The organism is Brevibacterium luteolum (assembly GCF_013004595.1).
Taxonomy (GTDB): Bacteria; Actinomycetota; Actinomycetes; order Actinomycetales; family Brevibacteriaceae; genus Brevibacterium; species Brevibacterium luteolum.
In genome coordinates this window covers 50,802-71,119 of sequence record NZ_JABEMC010000009.1, presented here as the reverse complement: position 1 = coordinate 71,119, position 20,318 = coordinate 50,802, and the positions used below count along the sequence as shown (strand labels likewise).

Genomic DNA, 20,318 nt, shown 5'->3' with positions numbered 1-20,318 from the left:
TCTCAGGGCTGTGATCCGATGACCCCGTCGACGACAGCCTTCGCCTCAGCCTGGACCTCGGCGAGGTGCTCGGCGCCCTTGAACGACTCGGCGTAGATCTTGTAGACATTCTCGGTGCCTGAGGGGCGCGCGGCGAACCAGGCGCTCTCGGTTGTCACCTTGAGCCCGCCGAGTGCCTCGCCATCACCGGGAGCCTCGGTGAGCTTGGCGGTGATCGGCTCACCGGCGAGCGTATCGGCACTGACCTGCGCGGGGCTGAGCTGCTTGAGCGCGGCCTTCTGCTCGCGGGTGGCCGCAGCGTCGATGCGGGCGTAGGCGCTCTCACCGTGCTCGGCGGCCAGCCCGGCATACAGCTGCGAGGGCGTCTTGCCGGTCACCGCGGTCATCTCAGCAGCCAGCAGACACAGCAGCATCCCGTCCTTGTCGGTCGTCCAGGCGCTGCCGTCGAAGGCGAGGAACGAGGCGCCTGCCGACTCCTCTCCGCCGAAGCCCACACTGCCGTCGAGCAGTCCGGACACGAAGTACTTAAAGCCCACCGGCACCTCATACAGCTCCCGGCCGCGGGCAGCGGCGATCCGGTCGATGATGCCGCTGGTCACCGCGGTCTTGCCGATCTTCGTGTCCTTCGGCCAGTCCGGCCGGTGGGTGAAGAGGTAGTCGACGGCGGCGGCGAGGTAGTGGTTGGGGTTCATGAGTCCGGCATCCGGGGTCACGATGCCGTGCCGGTCGGCGTCGGCGTCATTGCCGGTGGCGATGTCGAACCGGTTCCGGTTGGCGATGAGTGAGGCCATCGCGTGCGGCGAGGAGCAGTCCATCCGGATCTTGCCGTCCCAGTCCAGCGTCATGAACGACCACGTCGGGTCGACCTCGGCGTTGACGACGTCGATGTTGAGGTCGAGGCGCTCGGCAATGATCGGCCAGTAGTCCGCGGCCGCTCCGCCCATCGGGTCGGCACCGATGTGCAGCCCGGAGCCGCGGATCGCAGCGATGTCGATGACCTTCTCCAGGTCGTCGACATAGCTGGAGGTGAAGTCGAAGTTCATCGTCTCATCGAGGTGGAAGGCCCGCTGGAACGCCTGCCGGGGGATCTTCTCCCAGCCGGCTTCGAGCAGTTCGTTCGCCCGGTTCTCGATCCAGGTGGTCACCGATGAGCCGGCCGGCCCGCCGTGCGGCGGGTTGTACTTGAAGCCGCCGTCCGAGGGTGGGTTGTGCGAAGGCGTGATGACGATGCCGTCGGCCAGGCCCTGCGCGCTGCCGCGCGAGGCGTTGTGCTTGAGGATCGCGTGCGAGAGCACCGGGGTGGGGGTGTAGCCGTCGCGCTCATCGATCATCGTCGGCACCTCGGCGGCCGAGAGCACCTCCAAGGTCGTCAGCAGCGCCGGCTCCGACAGCGCATGGGTGTCCCGGGCCAGGTAGAGCGGACCGGTGTAGCCCTGCTCCCGACGGTACTCGACGATCGCGGCCGTGATCGCGGTGATGTGCGCTTCGTTGAACGACCCGGCACTCGAACTGCCCCGATGCCCCGACGTCCCGAAGCTCACCCGCTGGGCGGGATCACTCGGATCAGGGACGATGTCGTGGTAGTCATCGAGCAGATCGGGGATCGAGACCAGATCCGACTCAGCTGCGGGTTCTCCTGCACGAACATTCATAGACACACTTTCTCAGAGCCGCGCGCCGAAACGTAGTCGAAAGCTGAATCATCTCGCCATGCGGCCAGCTGGCCGAGACAGCGCGGGCGCGGCGTCCCAGCTGGTGAGAACGCCGCGCCCGAGGCGGTGGTTGGGCGGCAAGTCGGCTTGCCGCCGCGGGTGGTCACTTGACGTGCGGTTCTGCGTCGGTGTCGCCGACGATCGGACGGCCGTTGTCGAGGTGCCAGGCACCCATGCCGCCGTTGACGTTGATGGCGTCGAAGCCGTTCTTGTTCAGCCACTCGGTCGCGGTGCGCGAGCGCCCGCCGGAGCGGCAGATGACGTAGACGTCCTCGTCCATCGGCACCTCGCCGTAGCGCACCGGCAGGTCGGAGAGCCTGATGTGCTGGGCGCCGTCGATATGGCCTGCGGCGAACTCATCGTCTTCGCGGACATCGAGGATGTTGGCACCCTCGGGGATCTCGGTGATGCTGCAGCTTGGAATACTCATGCCGGTCATTCTAATCGCCGCACCCACAAGCCGACAGGGGGCGAATCGCGCAGCGGCCGGGACGAGCACAGTGCCCGTCCCGGCCGCTCACGCGATCCGGTGGCTGCGGCGAGGACTCACCGCAGCCGGGTGATCAGCCGTTGTACACCGCCGGCGAGGATGCCGCTGTGGCGATGACGATGATGATCCAGACGATCGACGACAGCACACCGAGCACGATGAGGATGATCGAGATGATCATCGTGATCTTCCGGTGCTCCTCGTAGCCTTCGAGCGGACGGCCTTCGGAGTCGGTGCGCTTGCCGAAGATCGTGAGGAAGACGTCGATGATCGACCAGATGCCCAGGCCGCCGGCGGTCAGGAGTTTGGCCACACCGGTGCCGATCTTGCCGAGGTAGAAGTGGTCGATGCCCCAGCTGCCGAGGAACTGGGCGAAGACCCACGTGAGGATGTAGGACTTCTGCGGGGTGCCGCCGTAGCCGGCGCCGGGCTGCGGGCTGCCATAGGTCTGGGCGCCGTAACCGGAGCTGGGGCCCTGGCCGGGCTGCTGAGCGACCGGGCCGCCGGGCTGCGATCCGTAACCGGGCTGTCCGCCGGGCTGGGAGCCGTAGCCGGCCTGCGGCTGTGCGCTGGGCTGAGAGCCGTAGCCGGGCTGGGCGGAGTGGGAGCCGCCGGGCTGGCTGCCGGCAGGCTGGCCGTGCGGCTGCGGTGAGCCGCCGGGCTGGGATGGGGTATCGGTCATGGATGGTCCTCCTGTTGGTGCGCTGGGGACACGGCCCCCATGGTGCGGTGGGGTTGCCGCGCTGAAACCAGGATGCGGCGGAGTGCTGACCCCGCTGGAGGGCACCTGCACGCCGACGATCGGCGGCGGCGGGCGATGCCCGTCGCGCATCGGCTGATCGTGACTCATGGTCCCTCCCTGCGAAATCGGCGGGGTTGAGCCGGGCGGCTCATTGTCGCTTCGATCGTAACCGAGCCGTGAGCCGATTCCACGCCGCTGCCCGGCTGTGTGTCGAGACTGGCACAACCGCTCCCGAGGCGCCGGTCACCGCTCCCGAGGCACCGGTCGCCTCACATGCGGCCGGTGTCGCGCAGACTTCGGTGCCAGCTCAGCGCCTCATCGAGCAGGTGCGGGGTGTGGCGGGCCCCCTCGGAGGCGGCCCAGGCGCGGTCGAGGTAGTCGTGCAGGCGCTCGCGGTAGTCCGGGTGGGCGCAGTTGTCGATGATCCTCTTCGCACGCCGGCGCGGGGCGGCCCCGCGCAGATCGGCGATGCCGTTCTCGGTGATGACGACGTGGACGTCGTGCTCGGTGTGATCGACATGCGAGGCCATCGGCACAATCGACGAGATCGCCCCGTCCTTGGCGGTCGAGGGTGAGACGAAGAAGTTGAGGAAGGCGTTGCGGGCGAAGTCGCCGGAGCCGCCGATGCCGTTGATCATCTTCGCGCCGAGCACATGGGTGGAGTTGACGTTGCCGTAGATGTCGGCTTCGACCATCCCGTTGATCGCGATGACCCCAAGCCGGCGGATGATCTCCGGATGGTTCGACATCTCCTGGGTGCGCAGCAGGATCTTGCCCTTGTACGACTCAGCGTTGGCGTTGAACTTCTCAGCTACCTCGCGCGAGAGGCTGAATGCGGTCGCCGAAACCGAATCCATCTTCCCGGTGTCGATGAGTTTGAGCAGGTTGTCCTGCATCACCTCGGTGTAGGAGTGGAGTTGCTCGAACTCGGAGTCGGCCAGGCCTTCGAGCACGGCGTTGGCGACGTTGCCGACACCGGACTGGAGCGGCAGCAGATTCTTCGGCATCCGCCCAGCCTTGACCTCGTGGCGCAGGAAGTCGATGAGGTACCCGGCCATTGCCTCGGACTTCGCATCGACCGGGGCGAAGGTGTTGTCGCGGTCCGGAGCATTGGTCTCGACGACGGCGACGACCTTGTCCGGGTCGACGCGCAGGTACGGATCGCCGATGCGCTGGGTGGGCTCCAGGATCTGGATCGGGTTGCGGTGCGGGGGCAGCTTGGTGCCGTAGTAGACGTCGTGGAAGCCTTCGAAGGCCCGCGGGTGCCAGGAGTTGACTTCGATGATGACCTTGTCGGCCAGGTCGAGCCAGGTCTTGTCATTTCCGACCGAAGAGGACGGCACGAGCAGCCCGTTGGGCAGCGCCGCCGCGACCTCGACAACGGCAACATCGAGGTTGCCGTAGAAGCCGAACCACACCTGCTGGGCCAGGTGGCTCAGGTGGGTGTCGACGTATTCGACCTCTCCGGAATTGATGCCTGCGCGCATGTCCGGATCCGTGTTGAACGGCGCCCGCAGATGCACGCCCTTGGACTCGGCGAGCACTCCGTCGAGCTCATGTGCGGTCGAGGCGCCGGTGAGCAACCCGATGCTGAACTCGTCGCCGGCGGCGTGCGCTTTCGCGATCTGCTCGGCGAGTGCACCGGGGACGGCTTTGGGATAGCCGGAGCCGGTGAAGCCGCTCATGGCGACGTTGTCGCCGTTGCTGATGTGGGTCGCGGCCTCGTCAGCGCTCGTCACCCGCTGGGCCAGAATGGGGCATGTGATACGGGACATGTACCCATTATCTACCCGCCAGCAGATACGTTTCACTCAGGTCAGCCTGAATGTCCTAACGCAGGGAAAGCGGCCCGGGCGTCCGTCTGGGCCGACGCTCCGCAGGCCCGCGGGCGGCCGGTTCAGTCGGCGGGCTGGGCGATGAAATCGAGCTCCTCGGCAACCGCCAGCGGCTGGTCCATGAGCCGGTCGAGCTCGGTGTCATCGGGGGAGTGGCCGAGCAGCCGCAGGCAGTACTGCAGATACGTCCGCTCCAGTTCGGCCACGCTGATCGGCCCGTCCGCGCGGTACCACAGTGCGATCGAATTGCAGATCGAGAGCACCGCCCGGCCGGCCAGCTCAGCGTCATCGACGTCGAATACCCCGGCCGTCACGCCGGCGGCGATCCGGTCGTTGAGCACTGCACGGGAGGCGCGCTGCTGTTCGTGGATGACCTCGAACTTCTCCGCATCCAGGCGTTCGGCATCGCGGACGACGACCCGGGAGATGAGCTGGTTGTGCGCCCGGTAGCGCACGAGCAGCCGGACGACAGCTGCGGTCTGGTCGATCGGGTGGTCCCCGGCGTCGGCGATGACACGGGTGGCGGTTTCGATGTAGCCGGCAAACGCCGAGCGGATGAGCTCGAAGAGGGCATCCTGCTTCGAGGGGAAGTAGTAGTACAGTGCCGACAGGCTCAGGTCCGCCTCTTGGGCGATGTCGCGGATCGAGGCGCCGTCGAAGCCCTTCTTGGCAAAGGTGTTGCGGGCGGCGGTGAGGATGACGGACCTGCCGTTGGACGATCGCATGCTGGCTCCTGACGTGTCTCGATTCGCGGGGGCCAGGCGGCGCAGGCGGCAGCCGGGGCGGCGCACCTCGTCGTGGCCCGCTTTCAGTCTAGCGGGCATTCTATCGAGCAATCGCTCAATTTCTTCATCCGTGCCCGAGGCGGTGGCCGGCCGCCGTGCCCGAGGTGCCGGTCGCCGGCGGGTGCCTGCGTGCGGGTGGTCCTCTTGACAGCGGCCGCCCGGCCTCCATATTTTGAATGTAGACGAACGTTTGTTCACAAGGAGGTTTAGGGTGGTCGACAAGGAGCAGCAGCCGGAGCACAGCTCAGTCCCGGCAGGCATCGACGCCGAGCGGGTCGGTGCATGGATCGCCGAACACCACGGTGCCGACCCCGGCAGGCTCAGCTATGAGGTCATGTCGGTCGGCCGGTCGAACCTCACCTACACGGTCCGGCATGACGGTGAGCCCCGCTGGGTGCTGCGCCGTCCGCCGCTGGGCCACACCGGCGGCAGCGCCCACAACGTCGCCCGCGAAGGCCGCATCATGGCGGCGCTGAAGGACACCGACGTGCCGGTTGTCAACGTCCTCGACATCGTCGACGATGAGAACGTCCTCGAAGTCCCCTTCGTCTTCATGGACCACTGCGCCGGCTTCCCCCTCAACACCCCCGACGACCTCGGTCGCATCCCTGCTGACCAGCGCCGGCAGACCGCCTTCAACCTCGTCGACTCACTCGCGGCCATCCACCGCGTGGACATCGATGCCGTCGGCTTGGGCGACTTGCGCCGGCCCGGCGGCTTCGTCGAACGCCAGCTGCGCCGCTGGCTGGGCCAGTACGAGGCGATCACCACTCGCGACCTGCCGGCCATCCGCGAGGTCCACGCCGAACTCGTCGCCCGCATGCCCGATGACTCCCAGGCCGCCGTCGGCCTCGTCCACGGCGACTTCAAACCCAACAACGCGATCTTCACCCCTGCCGGCGAGATCGCCGCGATAGTCGACTGGGAGCTCTCGGCCATCGGCGAGGTCGTCACCGACCTCGGCTACCTCGTCGCGATGCTGTACTCGGATCCGAAGCTCACCCACATCTGGGTGCCGAGTGTCGCCGAGGGCTTCCCGGAGAAGTCCGAGCTCATCGCCCGCTACGAGGAATCCGCCGCCCGGGAGGCCGCCCACGTCGACTACTACGCCGGCTTCGCACTGTGGAAGCTCGCCTGCATCTCCGAAGGCGTCTACACCCGCATCCTCAAAGGCCAGATGGGCGACACCGGCTTCGACCCCGAACAGGCTGGCCACGGTGTCGAAGAGCTCGCCCTCGCCGGACTCGACCTCATCACCGGCAGCCGATGAGCAGCTTCCTCGGCCGCACCCTCGGCGCCGCCCTGCTGACCCGCGGCACCGACTGCCTCGACGTGTTCCTCATCCGCCACGGCCAGCAGACCCGGCCCGGCCCCGACGCCCCGGAGGCCGCCTCCTACGACCCGCCGCTGTCAGATACCGGCCGCGCCCAGGCCGAGGCCGCCGCCGACGCCCTGGCCGCTCACCCGATCACCGCGGTCTACGCCTCTCAGCTCGCCCGCGCCCATGACACGGCCGCCGCGATCGCCGCCCGCCACCGCCTCGGCGTCGGGGTCGATGAGCGGCTGGCCGAGGTGGGGATCTTCCAGCAGGTGCCCGCCCACCTCAGCTTCGAACAGGCCGTCGGAGCCCAGGCCGCGGCCGAGGCGGCGGAGACGATGGTGCGCACCCGCAAGTGGGATGCCCTGCCGCTGGGCGAAGGCTCGCAGGCCTTCCGCACCCGCGTGCACACCGCGATCTGGGAGCTGGCCAGCCGGCACCTGCCCGAACCGGGCACTGCGGCACAGGCCCGCGCGGCGGCTGAGCAGAATGGTGAACCGGTCCCGCACCCGCAGGCAATCGCCATCGCCTGCCACGGCGGGGTCATCAACGCCTTTCTCGCCGAGGAGTACGGGCTGGAGGCCGACTTCCTCTTCCGACCCGCCCATGCCGGGATCACCCGGGTGCGCTTCGCCGCCGACCGGGCGGTCATGCTCACCGGAAACGAACTCGGCCACCTCGAAGACCGCGACCTGCTGACCTTCTGATCACCACCGCCTCGGGCGCGGTAAGGATCATCGCTGGGACCGGGCCGGGACCGGTTCGGGGCCTGGCCGGGACCGCCGGAGGGAACGCAGGCAGGTGGTCGGTATAGTGCTCAGCGTGCCCCGTGAGTGAAAGGAATCACACCGCAATGGAACTCAACAACGCCGTCGCCCTCGTCACCGGAGGTGTCTCCGGTCTCGGCCGTGCGACCGCCGAACGCCTGCTGAATGCTGGTGCCACCGTCGTCCTGCTCGACCTCAACGCCGAAGCCGGTGAAGCCGCCGCCGCCGAGCTCGGCGACAAGGCCCACTTCGTCGCAGCCGACGTCACCAGCGAAGACGACGTCCAGAAGGCCGTCGACCTGGCCACCTCGCTGGGCAACCTGCGGGTCGTCGTCAACTGCGCCGGCGTCGCCACCCCCGGCAAGCTCGTGAGCAAGCGCGGCCCGCTGGGCCTCGACGACTTCGCCAAGGTCATCAACATCAACCTCGTCGGCACCGTCAACGTCTGCCGGCTCGCCGCTGCCGCCATGCAGCAGCAGGAGGCCGACGGTGAGGAGCGCGGTGTCATCATCAACACCGCCTCGGTCGCGGCCTTCGACGGCCAGATCGGCCAGATCGCCTACTCCGCCTCCAAGGGCGGCGTGCACGCCGTGACCCTGCCGATGGCCCGTGAGCTTGCCAGCTCGCTCATCCGCGTCGTCACGATCGCCCCGGGCATCTTCATGACCCCGATGATGGCCGGCCTGCCGCAGGCCGCCCAGGACTCGCTGGCCGCTTCGATCCCGCACCCGGCCCGCCTCGGCCAGCCGGCCGAGTACGCCCAGCTCGTCGAGTCGATCGTGGCCAATCCGATGCTCAACGGCGAGACCATCCGCCTCGACGGCGCCATCCGCATGGCACCGAAATGATCCGCACCACCTGACGCGGAGACGTCCCCGCGGGGACGTGACAGCCCGCAGCACAGGCGCCGGTCGACCACACGGTCGGCCGGCGCCTGACGCGTACGCGGGCAGTCCGCATGCGCACAAGGGCACTTGCGCCCATGACAGAGGCGACCGAGACCCGGAAGGGCTATCTATTGGCAGGCCCGCACGATAGGGTGTTCACAGGGAACACTCAGCCCTCCTGGTGGGCTGGATCGTGGTGGGCCGGGGTTCCCGGCACCCGGGCCGAGAGCGCATCGCGCCGGCGGCGACGCACACGACCAGGAGGACCCTGATGGAGTACACCCCCTACACACTGCTTGTGGACATCGGCCTCATCTCAGCGCTGCTGCTCATCGGCAAGCTCATCCGCGCCTACACCCGTACCCGTCCGGTGCAGAGCCTCCTCATCCCGTCATCGATCACCGCCGGCATCCTCGGCCTCATCTTCGGCCCTGCCGTGCTCGGCTGGCTGCCCTTCAGCGACCAGCTCGGCACCTATTCGACGATCCTCATCGCAGTGGTCTTCGGTGCGATGCCCTACAGCATGGAGTTCTCCGGCCGCGTGCTCAAAGGCGCTCGGGCCATGTGGTCCTTCTCCACGGGGATGTACGTCATGCAGTGGGGTGCTGCGGTGCTCTTCGGGCTCATCGTCCTGTCCTTCCTCTTCGACACTCCCGACTGGTTCGGCCTCATGCTGCCTGTCGGCTGGGTCGGCGGCTTCGGCACCGCTGCCGCGATCGGCGGCAGCCTGGAGGACAGCGGCCAGGAAGCAGCGATGACGCTCGGCTTCACCTCGGCGACGATCGGCACACTCGTGGCGATCATCGGCGGCATCATCATGGCCAAGTGGGGTGCCGAGACCGGTCGGACCGCGCAGATCGGCGACACCTCTGAACTGCCCGAGGAGCTGCGCACCGGCCTCATCTCGATCATCGGCCAGCGCCCGGCCATCGGACACGCGACCTCCTCGCCGTCCTCACTCGAACCGCTCGCTCTGCACGTCGCCGTCGTCGGCATGACGACCATCGGCGCCTACGGCCTGCAGCAGGGCGTGGCTGCGCTGTTCCCCGAGGTGAGCATCCCGCTGTTCGCGCTCGCCTTCGTCGTCGGCATGGCCGGCCGCGGGATCCTGGAGATCACCAACGGCAAGAAGTACGTCGACCAGGACACCGTCTCAGCCGTCTCCGGTTCGGCAACCGACTTCCTCGTCGCCTTCGGTGTCGCCTCGATCGTCCCGGCGATCGTCGCCGACTACGCGATCCCGCTCATCATCCTCATGGTCTTCGGATTCGTGTACTGCTTCATCATCTTCCGCTTCGTCAGCCCGGCGATGTTCGGTGAGCAGTGGATCGAGCGCGGCATCTTCGGCTGGGGCTGGTCGACCGCCTCGGTCGCCACCGCGATCGCGCTGCTCAAGATCGTCGACCCGAAGATGAAGTCGAAGACGCTCGAGGAGTTCGGCGTCGCCTACGTCGGCTACTCGCCGTTCGAGATCGGCATGACGATCGCGGCCCCGCTGCTCATCATCGCCGGGTTCACCTGGCCCTACGCGATCGTCGTCACCCTCGGAGGTATCGCCGTGTTCGTCCTGGCCTTCATCCTCGGCTGGACGAAGAACGGCGATGAGGACGACGAGGGTGAGGAGGCCGAGGCCGAGGAATCGGCAGGCGGCTCGCACGCCAGCGGGCTGCCGAACAAACCCACCGGCTGACTTTCCGGCAGGCCATAAGTCGTAAAGCTGGAAAAGCTATTCATGGTCAGATGCCCACTGACCATGAATAGCTTTTCTAACTTTCGAGTCGGACGGACTGGAGGCATGCCGGACCGCCGAGTCGCGCCGAGGCGATCATGACTGGCGCTGCAGGTCGGCGCGCTCCTGGCGGCGCAGCACGACACCGCGGATGCTGCCCATCGCGATGAGGGTCACCGTCAGCAGCACGGCACCGAGGGCGAAGTGCGGGGAGGCATCGGCCTGGGCGAGGGCCAGCTGGAAGACGATGATCGACAGCAGTGAGGCGCAGAAGGCCGGGATCGTCCAGTTCGCTGATAAGCGCGCGGCGATCGAGATGAGCACCACCGCACCGGCTGGGGCGGCGAGCACTGAGACCATCCACACACACAGGATCACCAGCCCGGCCACAAGTGCTGAGGGCGGGCCGACATAGGAGTCCTCACGCTCCATCGGGTCGTGCTGGATGGCCGCCGGCAGCATCGCAAGAGCGAGCGTGCCGAGGGTGACGTCGACGATGAGGTGCACGCTTGGGATGCCCGGCTGGATCGCCCGGCCGAGCGCGGCACCGGAATTCAGCTGCAGCCAGTGGTAGGCCGCGCACATGATGACTCCGGAGACTGCCGCCAGCCAGAACAGCACCATTGTCCGGGCAGGCGAGCGCAGCGGCTGGGGCGCCTCGACGGCAGGACGGGAGCCTGTGGCTGCAGGGTGGCGGGGCGAGTCCACAGAACGTCTACTATTCATACGAGGAACTCTACGAGTCCGACCCTAGAACTCGCCGTGCCACGCCTCGGTGCCGGCTGTCCGTGTCTGTGTCAAGTGACCACCTGCCAGAAGGGAGATGCGACGGTCCGCATGCGCAAGATCCATCAGCCTCCCTACTACGATCCTGCCAAGGCGCCGGTGTTCCGCTACTTCCGGATGGCCGAGACCTATCCGCACATCCGCTGGTGGCGTCCGCTGCTCGTCGGGGTGCTGACGATGGTGTACGTCCTGCTCTTCTCCAGCCTCATCATCACCCCGGTGATGCTGCTCTCAGACCACTTCGCCCCGAACCTCTTCGACCCGATCCGCCGGGAGGGCGTCCCGCTCATCGCCAGCCCGGTCACGCTGTTCTTCACCGTGCTCGTCACCATCGCCCTCATTCCCGCCTGCCTGCTGGCGATGAACGTCTCCGGCCGGCCGCTGGGCACCCTGTACTCAGTCGAGGGCCGGTTCCGGTGGCGGCTGTTCGGGCGCAGCACCATGCTCGCCGTGCTCATCACGGTGCCGATCACCTCCCTGCTCATGATCTTCGACCCGGTCGCCCACGATCACTTCCGGTGGCCGGATCACAACGGCTTCATCCTCATCGTCATCACCCTGCTGCTCGTGCCGATGCAGGCCGCCGGCGAGGAGCTCGTCTTCCGCGGCATCCTCGGGCAGATGATCGGCTCGTGGCTGGCACATCCGGTATGGCCGATCCTGCTGCCGCTGCCGCTGCTCATCCTCGGGCAGAACTACGGGCTTGTCAGCCAGGTCGACATCGCGATCTTCGCCCTCGGGGCCGGGTTCGTCACCTGGGCGACCGGCGGGCTGGAGGCCGCGATCGCCCTGCACATCGTCGGCAACGTCGTGTTCTACTCCCTGGCCGCCTTCAACCTGCTGCTGCCCAACAGCCTCGACGGCGGGTCGATGGTCCAGCTGCTCGTCTCCACCCTCATCGTCGTCATCTACTCCACCCTTGTCGTCACCCACCACGACGCCGTCAAATACCCCAACCACGCCCGCGCCCAGCCCGGCGCGCTCGTCGGCCGGGTCATCAGTCCCGGCGGCATGTGACATGACCGGCCGGCCGTTCCCGAGGTGGGGGAGACCGAGTAGGGAAAACCCGACTCACGTGGATGGTTGGCTCCATGTCCGGCATGCTCGCGGCGAAAATACAGTGAAGCTATGAACACCACACCCAGCCCAGACGGGGCCCGCGAGGACGTCACACGTCCGACCATCCCCCTGCCGCAGGGCACACCGAGCACACCCCCGGAACCCGCCACCCCCGCCCCGACCGCCGTCATCCCGACCGGCGACGAGAACGACCAGAACCACCCGGCCGACGCAGCCGCCCAGGCCGGCGCAGCCGCCCAGGCCGACTCAGCCGCCCAGGTCGACCGCGCTGACGAGACCGAGGCGGCCACCGCCTCGGGCACGGACACCGCAGCAGGCACAGGCGGCACTCCGCCTGCACCTCCGGCGCCGGTCCCCGGCGCGGCAGAAAGCCCGGCCTGGCAGCCGGCGGTTGCCCAACTGACCGAGAGAAAGTGGCGCAAAGGCCATCCCGGCTTCTTCGGCATCGCCAACGTCATCGTCTCCGGCGTGCTGGCAGTCGCGTGGCTGTGGCTGCCGATTACCGTGCTCTTCGTCGGTCTCAGCGGCCTGTTCGCACTCGGGCTCGGACTCATCGGTCTGTTCCTGTGGTTCCTGCTGCAGCGCGGGATCAACCGCGCCGAACGCTTCCGCGCTGAGGCGATCTACGGCGACGGCATCGCCTCAGCCCCGACACCCGAGTCAGCCTATGCGCCGGGCTTCAGCCGGTTCATGCATAACCAGTGGCTGGTGTTCAAGTCCCCCAGCTTCTGGCGCTCAACCGCCCACCACTACATCAAGGTCATCTACGGCGGCTTCGTCTGCGGGCTCGCCGCTCTCGGCCTGACCTTCGCCGGGCTGCTTGCCGCGGCGCTCAACCCCGAGTTCCTCCCCGGACAGCTGGGCGACTTCTCCCGCCTCGGCAGCGGCCTCATCGCCCTGGCCGCCTTCGTCTCCACCGTCCTCATCCTGCTGCTGAGCCCGTACCCGGACCGCGCCCTCGACCGCGCCCTGCTGCCTGCGACCCGCACCGAGGCGCTGCGCGCTGAGGTCAAGACCCTCGACCGCGCCCGTGCCGGTGCCGTCGACGCTGCGACGAGTGAGCGGCTGCGCATCGAACGCGACCTCCACGACGGCGTGCAGCCGATGCTCGTGGCGACCTCGATGAAACTCGGGATGGCCAAGGCCAAGATGGACACCGACCCCGAGGCGGCCAAGGCGCTGCTGACCGAAGCCCACGCCGAGTCGAAGGCGGCGATCACCGAGCTGCGCCAGCTCGCCCGCGGCATCCACCCGGCTGTGCTCAGCGACCGCGGCCTCGACGCCGCCGTCTCGGCCCTGGCCGCCCGCTGTGCCGTTCCAGTCCGCGTCACCGTCGATCTCCTCGACCACTCCGCCGCTCAGCTCGCCGGTGTCACCGGCTCGGTGCCGCTAACGAAGGTGAGCAGCGAAGCCGAGGCCGAGGCCCACGTCAGGATCTATGTGCGCGACGGCCGGCTGCACATCAGCGTCAGCGACAACGGCCGCGGCGGCGCACGCGTCGACCCAGTGGTCGGCTCGGGGCTGGCCGGGTTGGCTGACCGTGTGACCGCAGCCCGCGGCACATGGGCCCTGACCAGCCCGGTCGGCGGCCCGACAACCCTGGTAGTGGAGGTGCCATGCGCATAATCATCGCCGAAGACGCCGTGCTGCTGCGGGAGGGCCTCGTCAGGCTGCTGACCGACGCCGGACACGAGATCGTGGCAGCCGTCGGAGACGCCAACGAGTTCCTCGCTGCGATCAACACCGCCGCCCAGTCGCCTGACGGGCCACCGGATCTGGCGATCGTCGACGTGCGGATGCCGCCGACCTTCACCGACGAGGGCATCCGGGCCGCGGTGCTCGTGCGCTCGCAGAACCCCGAGGTCGGCGTCATCGTCCTCTCCCAGTACGTCGAGGAGCGCTACGCCCGCGACCTCATCGCCGACAACTCCGGCGGCTTCGGTTACCTGCTCAAGGACCGCGTGGCCGATGTCGAGGACTTCCTCGCAGCCGTCACCGAAGTCGCCGGCGGAGGCACCGTGCTCGACCCCGAGGTCGTCAGCCAGATCCTCGTGCGCACCCGCAAGCAGGACGGCCTGTCCGATCTGACCGCCCGGGAGCGCGAGGTCCTCCAGCTCATGGCCGAGGGCAAGTCGAACTCCGCGATCGCCGGCAGTCTCTACCTCAGCGCTGGTGCTGTCGAGAAGCACATCAGCTCGATCTTCACGAAATTCGGTCTCATGGCCGACACATCAGAGAACCGCCGCGTCCTTGCCGTGCTGCGGTTCCTCGGGGCCTAGGAGGTACCCGCCATGTCATTCCCGCAGAACCGACACCAGAACCCCAGCCAGCCGAACCCCCAGCCGTCCTACCAGTCGGCAGGCTCCCAGCAGCCAGGCCAGCGCGGCAGCCAGCAGGTGCGCTCGAACCCGGAGACCGCCTTCCGGCCTGAGCGCGTGACCTCCGGTACCCGCACCGGGATCCGCGCCGTCATCGCGATCGTCGCAGCTCTGGCCGTGCTGCTGCCGCTGTCATTCGGCGGAACGATGTTCGCCCAGGCCCTGCAGACCCGTCACTACGAGACAAGCGAATCGTTCACCCCAGGTGCCGACGGCCTGCTCGTCGACGTGCCCACCGGCGTCGTCGACATCAGCACCACCACAGCCACCGCGGCACAGGTGAACCTGGAGTACAACGGCACCAAGCACCAGCCCGACCTCACAATCGAAGAAGACGCCGACGGCCGCACCGTCATCTCCGTTTCCCGAGTGGCCGGACGCACCTTCGGACCTGCCGGCGACCTGCGTGTCGACGTGCAGGTGCCTGAGGAGATGGCGGAGAAGATACAGCTTGAAGCCCGTTCACAGGTCTCGGCGGTCTACATCGCCGGGCAGTTCGACCAGGTGCGCGCTTTCAGCGATCTCGGTGCGATCGACACGGAGGGGCTCACCACCCGCGAGCTGACGATCGAGACGAAGACCGGAGCCGTCGAGCTCAGCGGCCGCCACGAGATCGTCAACGTCACCGCCGATCTCGGCACCATCAACGGCGAAGCCCTCACCGTCACCGACCAGCTCACCGCCCTCACCGATGCCGGCGCCATCGACATCGGGCTCAGCACGGAGGCGGTGCCGGCCAGCGGCATCGATCTGGCTACCAGCTTCGGGTCAGTCGATCTGCGAGTGCCGCGCCTGTCCGACGTCCCTGGTGCTGATGCCGACGGCTACCTGGTCAACACCGCAGGCAACGGCACGGCCGATGTCAACATCGACACCATCCGCGACGGCCACGGCAAGACCGTCGTGCCGATCAGCATCCGCAGCACCAGCGGTGCCATCGCAGTCGACTACGTCAGTGGGAACACCTCCGGTGAGCTCAGCGACCAGGACGCCGACGACCAGGATCCAGACGACACAGACGGTGACGATCCGGACGCCACCGGCAACGGTTCCTGACCGGCAGCACCCCTGTCCGTCACCGCTTGAGACGCGGCCGTGCAGACAACAGCGGCGGCGCCTGCAGAAGCCAGTAAAATGACTTCAGACAGGCGCCGCCGTGGCGTTGGGAGGAGGACAGGATGCAGGTCAACACTGAGACGCTCAAGCCGGCGATCAACCGGCTCAAGCGGGCCAACGGTCAGCTCGCGGCCGTCATCCGGATGGTCGAAGAGGGCAGCGAATGCCAGGACGTTACCAACCAGCTGGCCGCTGTCTCCTCAGCCGTCGACCGCGCCGGATTCGCGATCATCGCCGACACGCTCCACCACTGCATCGCTGAAGGCGGAGCCGATGTCGACGTGCGCGAACTGGAGAAGATGTTCCTCTCCCTGGCCTGAGCCCGGTCGCGCTCAGCTCCTGCGGCTACTGAAGAGGCGGGCGAAGAATCCGCCGCCGCTCTTGGCGCTCGCGGCCTCCTTCTCAGCCTGGGTGTGCTTGCCGTTGCACCACTGCCCGGACGGCACCTGGGCCTTGACCTGGGAGATGTGCTGGCCGCAGCCGGCCCAGGTCGTCTTCTCGCACACTTTGCAGCGCACTGGTCGGCACATGGTGTGCCTCCTTCCTGTGCTGCCGCTGAGGCAGCCTCGGGGTCTCGTACATGGAAAAAATACCCTAGAGGGCATAAAACATGTCGAGCGGCGCATACCCTTTTTGACACTCCGAACCTCCGCTCTTTTTGAGCCCTTAGCACTAGTGGGTGCTTCGCATATACCGTCTGGGGTATATTGGCCGCGTGGGTATCGCATTACGGCGCGGCCGCGCACAATCACGCAACCACATGATGCATTGGGCACAACCCCAAGAAGGCACGCTGACCTATGTGGCACTTGGCGACTCGGCAGGCGTTGGCGTCGGAGTGGATGACCCCGCCCGAGGCTATGTCGGCGTGATCGCCAAACGACTTGCGGAGGTCACCGGTGAGACAGTCCGGGTCGTGAATCTATCGACCTATGGGGCAAGAGCCAAGAATGTACTGGACGCGCAGCTACCAAAGCTTGCTGAGGTCACGGCACCGGATTTCGTGACCTGCGTGATCGGTAGCAACGATGTGGCCTGGGCACCAGCTTTCAAGACTGACGACTTCGCACGTGATATGACAGCGGTCGCTTCGAAACTGCCCCAGGGAGCGGTGATGGGTCTGGTGCCGAATTTCCTGCACTGGCCATACGACCGCCGCGCAATTAGAGCGAACCACGCGATACGACAAGCAGCCAGCCTGCACGGTCACGCCATTGCTGACATTGATACTGCAACCAAAGCACTGTCGCTTCGCGAGTATCTGGCGACGTTCTCGGGCGACTACTTTCACCCCAACGCGACGGGCCACGCCCTGTGGGCTGATGCAATCTGGGAACAGCTCGCCGATCAGCTCACTGCTTCTGCCTCATAATGGGCAGCTCGCATGACATCCGGGTCTGCTGGAATCGCGTTCGCTCACCGGATGTCATGCGAGCTGCAGGTCGGTGATGCAGGTGGCACCGTCGTCAGTGGTGGTGAAGTCCGAGGTGCCCGTCCGGCCGTCATGGCTGATCTCGATGGTGCCGTTGATGTCGCTGGGCACCCAGAAGCCGACGAACCCGTTGTCGAAGGTGGTGATCTGTTCATCGACCACGGTTTCACCGGTGGTGCTGTCGGTGATTTGGACGTCGATGGTTTCGTTGCTGAGCTCGCCCTGGCAGGTGGTCAGGCTGTGGTAGAAGCAGTCGTGTGTCTGCTCGACGTAGGGGGCGATCGACAGGTAGGACAGGTTCTGCGGCAGGTCCAGGGTCACTTCCTGCCTGTTGTCGGTCAGCACCAGCTCATCGGGATAGACCGATGCGATCAGATCTGCTGGCCTGTCGGCGATTTCGAGCTGGTCCAGATGATCGATGATCTCGACGGCATCCATGCTTTCGAGATCGAAAGTGGCAAGGAGCTCCGCCTGCGAGCCGGCGCCGGGTGCTGGTTGGGAGTCTGCTGCCGGGGCGCATCCTGCCAGCACCAGCGAGAGAGCGGCTGTCATGATTGCTGTCCGTTTCACTTTCATCTCCTTGTCGTTCGGGCGGGTGCCCGAGGGTCAGCATGCACAGCAGTGACGGCTGCGCGGGGGTGGTCTCGCTGAGTGGTCAGGGGGTGTCAGATGATGGTCTCGAAGCCGCCGATCATGCCTTGCAGGCTGTTGACCCACTGGGTCCAGACGCCGCTGACGAGCAGCACGCCGATGATGATGAGCATCGCGCCGCCGATCCTGCTGATCAGGAGGTGGTGGTCTCTGGCCCACTGCAGCCTGCCGGTGCCCTTGACGATGAGCACGGCCACGACGATGAACGGCACTCCCAGTCCGAGGCAGTACATCAATGTCAGCAGGGCACCCCGCCAGATGCCGTCGGCGCCGGTCGCCCCGAAGCTGGTCGACAGTGCCAGCACCGCCGCCAATGTGGGGCCCATGCACGGTGCCCAGCTGAGGGCGAAGGTGGCGCCCAGGGCGGGGGCGCCCCAGAGGCCGGCGGGTGGACGCTTGCTGATCCGGGCGGTGCGTTGGAACATGCCGATGCCGCCCATGAACACGATGCCGGCGATGATGACGACGACGCCCATCACGCGGTTGAGGACATCGGCCCACTGGCTGAGCAAGACACCGGCGAGGCTGAACGCCAGGCCCATCGACACGAAGACGGCGGCGAAGCCGACAATGAACAGGGAGACCCCGATGACGACCCGGCTGATCTTCCGGTCAGTCAGCGCGGCGGCACCCAACCCGGTGACGTAGCCGACGTAGCCGGGGACCAGCGGCAGGACGCACGGGGAGAAGAACGAGACCGCCCCGGCGAGGATCGCCACCGGGATCGCCAGCAGCATCGGACCGGACAACGCAGTCTGTGAGAAGGTCTCCCCGATGGAGGCCAGCAGCATCACGCCGGTTCCTCCAACACGTCACCGATCAACGCTTTGAGGGTGGACTCGTCCACGGCTCCCATCACCCGGGCTGCCGCCCGGCCCTGGGAGTCCAGGACAACGGTGGACGGGACCGCCTGCGGGGGCAGCACCGAACCGAGCGCGGCGACGCCGAGGCCGTCCTTATCCAGCATGGAGGGAAACGTCAGATCGAAGGTCCTGGCGAACGCGTCGGCGGCCGGCGCCTCGTCGCGGACATTGATGCCCAAGAACTTCACGCCGTTTTCTTGGTACCGCTCGTAGTTGGCCTGCAGCGCCGGGGCTTCCTTGCGGCACGGGGGGCAGGCGGCGTACCACAGGTTGAGCACCGCCGGGGCCCCGCGCCAGTCGGCGAGGTCGAAGGCGGTGCCGTCGGTGTACTCACCGGCCAACTTGATCGGCTCCCCCCGCTCGCCGAGGGGCAGCTGGGTGATGACGCCGGCCCCGGAGATGTAGCCCTGCTCATTGACCTCCGGCACCTGGTCGGCCAGCTCGTCGGTATTGGCGCCGCACCCGGCCAGACCAAGTGCGAGGAGGACGGTCAACGAGCCTGACCGGCGGATCATCGAACGACGTGACAGAGGTGAGAGCATCCTTCTTCTTCTTCAACTCGCAGGAAACGACTCCCTCCATTCTGGCGGGATCGCCACGGGTGAAGGGACCAGGATTCTTGAAGATTTGGCGAAGATTGCCCTGGTGACAGCCTCGTGGAGGTGAGGCGGGTTACATTCGAATCAGCGCGTGGCTCGACGGCGCCGTGTGCTGTCCCCGGAAGTTCATTTCCCTGACAGGTCAACTAGGAGGCCAGGATGAGCGAACACAGCGGACATCTGCCGGTCGACGGAGACCGCAAAGCCCTCCGGATCTCCGGGTGGTTGACGGGAGTGTATTTCGTCATCGAGTTGGTCATCGGGCTGTGGTCCGGGTCGGTTGCGGTGGTCTCCGATGCCTTCCACACGTTCTCGGCTGTCGGCGGGGTGCTGATCGCGCTGGTCGCTCAGCGTCTGAGCCAACGCCCCGCCACTGCGCAGGAGACTTTTGGGTGGGCCCGCGCGGAGATCATCGGGGCCCTGTTCAACGGACTCTTCCTCGCCTTGATGGCCGTCTACGTGTTCTACATGGGTGCCATGCGGCTGGCCGATCCGATCGAGCTGCCCACCACGGTGATGCTCTGGGTGGCCGCCGGTGGCATTGTCACCGAGCTCATCGCGTTCTGGTTGCTTTACCGACGGCAGAAGACGAACCTGAACATCAAGGGCGCGTTCTGGCACATCCTGCAGACCTTCGTCGGCAGCATCATCATCATCATCTCCGCGGTGGTCATCCGACTGACAGGCTTCCTCGCGATCGACCCGCTGCTGGGCATGGTGTTCGGCGTGGTGCTGCTGTGGGCGTCGTGGACCATCATCCGGTCGGCCTTAAGAATCCTGCTCCAGGGCACCCCCGAGCACCTCGACCTGCCGGCGGCGATCGCCGCGCTGGAGGAGATCGACGGGGTTGAGGACGTCCACCACGTGCACGCCTGGACCATCACCTCGGGGCGCACCGTCTTCTCCGCGCACCTGCACGTGGTCAACCCGTCCCAGCATGAGGCCGTGCTGGAACAGGCGACCGACCTGCTCACCGACCGGTTCGGCACCTACTTCTCTACGCTGCAGATCGAGCGCACCTGCCCGGCCGAGACCGCCACGAGCATCGACATCACCCGACAGTCCGAGCGCGGGACAGGCTCGAGCGTTTGAAGGTTTGACGAAGATTCGGCCGCAGCGGGCGCTGAGGGCTGTGCGCCGCCAGCACT

At 66.9% G+C, this 20,318-nt stretch carries 21 protein-coding genes; 11 read left to right on the top strand and 10 right to left on the bottom strand.

All coding sequences use genetic code 11. The features are described from left to right. Positions 1-2 precede the first annotated feature (2 nt). From pgm to HLA91_RS11915, 5 genes are all read right to left on the bottom strand, one after another. A complete protein-coding gene (gene pgm / locus HLA91_RS11935; protein WP_170274854.1) occupies positions 3-1,652 on the bottom strand; it encodes a phosphoglucomutase (alpha-D-glucose-1,6-bisphosphate-dependent) in 1,650 nt (549 codons plus the stop codon). A gap of 163 nt (positions 1,653-1,815) precedes the next feature. Further along, the gene (locus HLA91_RS11930) at positions 1,816-2,142 is read right to left on the bottom strand and encodes a rhodanese-like domain-containing protein (RefSeq protein WP_170274853.1); all 327 of its coding nucleotides are present in this window, start codon (positions 2,140-2,142) and stop codon (positions 1,816-1,818) included. Positions 2,143-2,275: 133 nt separating this feature from the next. Next, positions 2,276-2,884 carry a TM2 domain-containing protein gene (locus HLA91_RS13945; protein ID WP_239557114.1) on the bottom strand — a complete coding sequence of 203 codons (609 nt, stop codon included), beginning with the start codon at positions 2,882-2,884 and terminating at the stop codon, positions 2,276-2,278. A gap of 329 nt (positions 2,885-3,213) precedes the next feature. Further along, complete coding sequence (gene scpC, locus HLA91_RS11920) at positions 3,214-4,719, bottom strand: succinyl-CoA:acetate CoA-transferase ScpC (RefSeq protein WP_170274852.1); 1,506 nt, start codon at positions 4,717-4,719, stop codon at positions 3,214-3,216. A 122-nt stretch (positions 4,720-4,841) separates the two neighbouring features. Beyond that, positions 4,842-5,504, bottom strand: coding sequence for a TetR-type transcription factor C-terminal domain-containing protein (locus tag HLA91_RS11915; protein WP_170274851.1), 663 nt, complete (start codon positions 5,502-5,504; stop codon positions 4,842-4,844). Between the two features lie 271 nt (positions 5,505-5,775). Between HLA91_RS11915 and HLA91_RS11910 the strand changes: the two genes are divergently transcribed. The 4 genes from HLA91_RS11910 to HLA91_RS11895 all read left to right on the top strand — a co-directional run bounded on the left by HLA91_RS11910 (position 5,776) and on the right by HLA91_RS11895 (position 10,226). After that, on the top strand, positions 5,776-6,834 hold the full coding sequence (locus HLA91_RS11910; RefSeq protein ID WP_170274850.1) for a phosphotransferase: 1,059 nt from the start codon (positions 5,776-5,778) through the stop codon (positions 6,832-6,834). After that, positions 6,831-7,589: a histidine phosphatase family protein gene (locus HLA91_RS11905; protein WP_170274849.1), complete on the top strand. Its 759-nt coding sequence runs from the start codon at positions 6,831-6,833 to the stop codon at positions 7,587-7,589. The genes HLA91_RS11910 and HLA91_RS11905 overlap by 4 nt, the downstream gene beginning before the upstream one ends. Positions 7,590-7,735: 146 nt before the next feature. After that, a complete protein-coding gene (locus HLA91_RS11900) occupies positions 7,736-8,497 on the top strand; it encodes an SDR family NAD(P)-dependent oxidoreductase (protein ID WP_102160812.1) in 762 nt (253 codons plus the stop codon). Positions 8,498-8,807: 310 nt separating this feature from the next. Further along, positions 8,808-10,226, top strand: coding sequence for a sodium/glutamate symporter (locus HLA91_RS11895; protein WP_170274848.1), 1,419 nt, complete (start codon positions 8,808-8,810; stop codon positions 10,224-10,226). Positions 10,227-10,361: 135 nt separating this feature from the next. On the opposite strand, the gene HLA91_RS11890 is transcribed toward HLA91_RS11895, so the two are convergent. After that, positions 10,362-10,973 carry a hypothetical protein gene (locus HLA91_RS11890; protein ID WP_257995020.1) on the bottom strand — a complete coding sequence of 204 codons (612 nt, stop codon included), beginning with the start codon at positions 10,971-10,973 and terminating at the stop codon, positions 10,362-10,364. A 129-nt stretch (positions 10,974-11,102) separates the two neighbouring features. Here HLA91_RS11890 and HLA91_RS11885 point away from each other — a divergent pair, with 129 nt between their 5' ends. The 5 genes from HLA91_RS11885 (at position 11,103) to HLA91_RS11865 (ending at position 15,945) form a co-directional block, all read left to right on the top strand. Beyond that, positions 11,103-12,068, top strand: a complete 966-nt coding sequence (locus HLA91_RS11885; protein WP_170274847.1) for a CPBP family glutamic-type intramembrane protease — start codon at positions 11,103-11,105, stop codon at positions 12,066-12,068. Positions 12,069-12,179: 111 nt separating this feature from the next. Then, positions 12,180-13,757, top strand: coding sequence for a sensor histidine kinase (locus HLA91_RS11880; RefSeq protein ID WP_170274846.1), 1,578 nt, complete (start codon positions 12,180-12,182; stop codon positions 13,755-13,757). Beyond that, positions 13,748-14,410 carry a response regulator transcription factor gene (locus tag HLA91_RS11875; protein ID WP_170274845.1) on the top strand — a complete coding sequence of 221 codons (663 nt, stop codon included), beginning with the start codon at positions 13,748-13,750 and terminating at the stop codon, positions 14,408-14,410. Before HLA91_RS11880 ends, HLA91_RS11875 begins: the two co-directional genes overlap by 10 nt. A gap of 12 nt (positions 14,411-14,422) precedes the next feature. Continuing rightward, positions 14,423-15,565, top strand: coding sequence for a DUF4097 family beta strand repeat-containing protein (locus HLA91_RS11870; protein ID WP_170274844.1), 1,143 nt, complete (start codon positions 14,423-14,425; stop codon positions 15,563-15,565). 122 nt (positions 15,566-15,687) lie between these two features. Then, on the top strand, positions 15,688-15,945 hold the full coding sequence (locus HLA91_RS11865; RefSeq protein ID WP_102160826.1) for a metal-sensitive transcriptional regulator: 258 nt from the start codon (positions 15,688-15,690) through the stop codon (positions 15,943-15,945). A gap of 12 nt (positions 15,946-15,957) precedes the next feature. Here HLA91_RS11865 and HLA91_RS11860 read toward each other — a convergent pair whose 3' ends face one another. After that, complete coding sequence (locus tag HLA91_RS11860) at positions 15,958-16,155, bottom strand: hypothetical protein (RefSeq protein WP_170274843.1); 198 nt, start codon at positions 16,153-16,155, stop codon at positions 15,958-15,960. Positions 16,156-16,340: 185 nt separating this feature from the next. Here HLA91_RS11860 and HLA91_RS11855 point away from each other — a divergent pair, with 185 nt between their 5' ends. Next, positions 16,341-16,997 (top strand): SGNH/GDSL hydrolase family protein, encoded by a 657-nt coding sequence (locus tag HLA91_RS11855; protein WP_165884385.1) that lies wholly within the window; start codon positions 16,341-16,343, stop codon positions 16,995-16,997. A gap of 54 nt (positions 16,998-17,051) precedes the next feature. Here HLA91_RS11855 and HLA91_RS11850 read toward each other — a convergent pair whose 3' ends face one another. From HLA91_RS11850 to HLA91_RS11840, 3 genes are all read right to left on the bottom strand, one after another. Then, on the bottom strand, positions 17,052-17,633 hold the full coding sequence (locus HLA91_RS11850; RefSeq protein WP_414632664.1) for a CueP family metal-binding protein: 582 nt from the start codon (positions 17,631-17,633) through the stop codon (positions 17,052-17,054). Between the two features lie 89 nt (positions 17,634-17,722). Continuing rightward, the gene (locus tag HLA91_RS11845; RefSeq protein ID WP_212754340.1) at positions 17,723-18,499 is read right to left on the bottom strand and encodes a cytochrome c biogenesis CcdA family protein; all 777 of its coding nucleotides are present in this window, start codon (positions 18,497-18,499) and stop codon (positions 17,723-17,725) included. After that, complete coding sequence (locus HLA91_RS11840) at positions 18,499-19,113, bottom strand: TlpA family protein disulfide reductase (RefSeq protein ID WP_239557115.1); 615 nt, start codon at positions 19,111-19,113, stop codon at positions 18,499-18,501. The genes HLA91_RS11845 and HLA91_RS11840 overlap by 1 nt, the downstream gene beginning before the upstream one ends. A 216-nt stretch (positions 19,114-19,329) precedes the next feature. Here HLA91_RS11840 and HLA91_RS11835 point away from each other — a divergent pair, with 216 nt between their 5' ends. After that, positions 19,330-20,262, top strand: coding sequence for a cation diffusion facilitator family transporter (locus tag HLA91_RS11835; RefSeq protein WP_170274841.1), 933 nt, complete (start codon positions 19,330-19,332; stop codon positions 20,260-20,262). Positions 20,263-20,318 lie beyond the last annotated feature (56 nt).

Excerpts from the sequence above, each read along its gene's own strand:
- pgm (WP_170274854.1), bottom strand. The coding sequence starts at position 1,652 with ATGAATGTTCGTGCAGGAGAACCCGCAGCTGAGTCGGATCTGGTCTCG.
- HLA91_RS11930 (WP_170274853.1), bottom strand. The coding sequence starts at position 2,142 with ATGAGTATTCCAAGCTGCAGCATCACCGAGATCCCCGAGGGTGCCAAC.
- HLA91_RS13945 (WP_239557114.1), bottom strand. The coding sequence starts at position 2,884 with ATGACCGATACCCCATCCCAGCCCGGCGGCTCACCGCAGCCGCACGGC.
- scpC (WP_170274852.1), bottom strand. The coding sequence starts at position 4,719 with ATGTCCCGTATCACATGCCCCATTCTGGCCCAGCGGGTGACGAGCGCT.
- HLA91_RS11915 (WP_170274851.1), bottom strand. The coding sequence starts at position 5,504 with ATGCGATCGTCCAACGGCAGGTCCGTCATCCTCACCGCCGCCCGCAAC.
- HLA91_RS11905 (WP_170274849.1), top strand. The coding sequence starts at position 6,831 with ATGAGCAGCTTCCTCGGCCGCACCCTCGGCGCCGCCCTGCTGACCCGC.
- HLA91_RS11900 (WP_102160812.1), top strand. The coding sequence starts at position 7,736 with ATGGAACTCAACAACGCCGTCGCCCTCGTCACCGGAGGTGTCTCCGGT.
- HLA91_RS11895 (WP_170274848.1), top strand. The coding sequence starts at position 8,808 with ATGGAGTACACCCCCTACACACTGCTTGTGGACATCGGCCTCATCTCA.
- HLA91_RS11885 (WP_170274847.1), top strand. The coding sequence starts at position 11,103 with ATGCGCAAGATCCATCAGCCTCCCTACTACGATCCTGCCAAGGCGCCG.
- HLA91_RS11880 (WP_170274846.1), top strand. The coding sequence starts at position 12,180 with ATGAACACCACACCCAGCCCAGACGGGGCCCGCGAGGACGTCACACGT.
- HLA91_RS11875 (WP_170274845.1), top strand. The coding sequence starts at position 13,748 with ATGCGCATAATCATCGCCGAAGACGCCGTGCTGCTGCGGGAGGGCCTC.
- HLA91_RS11870 (WP_170274844.1), top strand. The coding sequence starts at position 14,423 with ATGTCATTCCCGCAGAACCGACACCAGAACCCCAGCCAGCCGAACCCC.
- HLA91_RS11865 (WP_102160826.1), top strand. The coding sequence starts at position 15,688 with ATGCAGGTCAACACTGAGACGCTCAAGCCGGCGATCAACCGGCTCAAG.
- HLA91_RS11860 (WP_170274843.1), bottom strand. The coding sequence starts at position 16,155 with ATGTGCCGACCAGTGCGCTGCAAAGTGTGCGAGAAGACGACCTGGGCC.
- HLA91_RS11850 (WP_414632664.1), bottom strand. The coding sequence starts at position 17,633 with ATGAAAGTGAAACGGACAGCAATCATGACAGCCGCTCTCTCGCTGGTG.
- HLA91_RS11845 (WP_212754340.1), bottom strand. The coding sequence starts at position 18,499 with ATGCTGCTGGCCTCCATCGGGGAGACCTTCTCACAGACTGCGTTGTCC.
- HLA91_RS11840 (WP_239557115.1), bottom strand. The coding sequence starts at position 19,113 with ATGCTCTCACCTCTGTCACGTCGTTCGATGATCCGCCGGTCAGGCTCG.
- HLA91_RS11835 (WP_170274841.1), top strand. The coding sequence starts at position 19,330 with ATGAGCGAACACAGCGGACATCTGCCGGTCGACGGAGACCGCAAAGCC.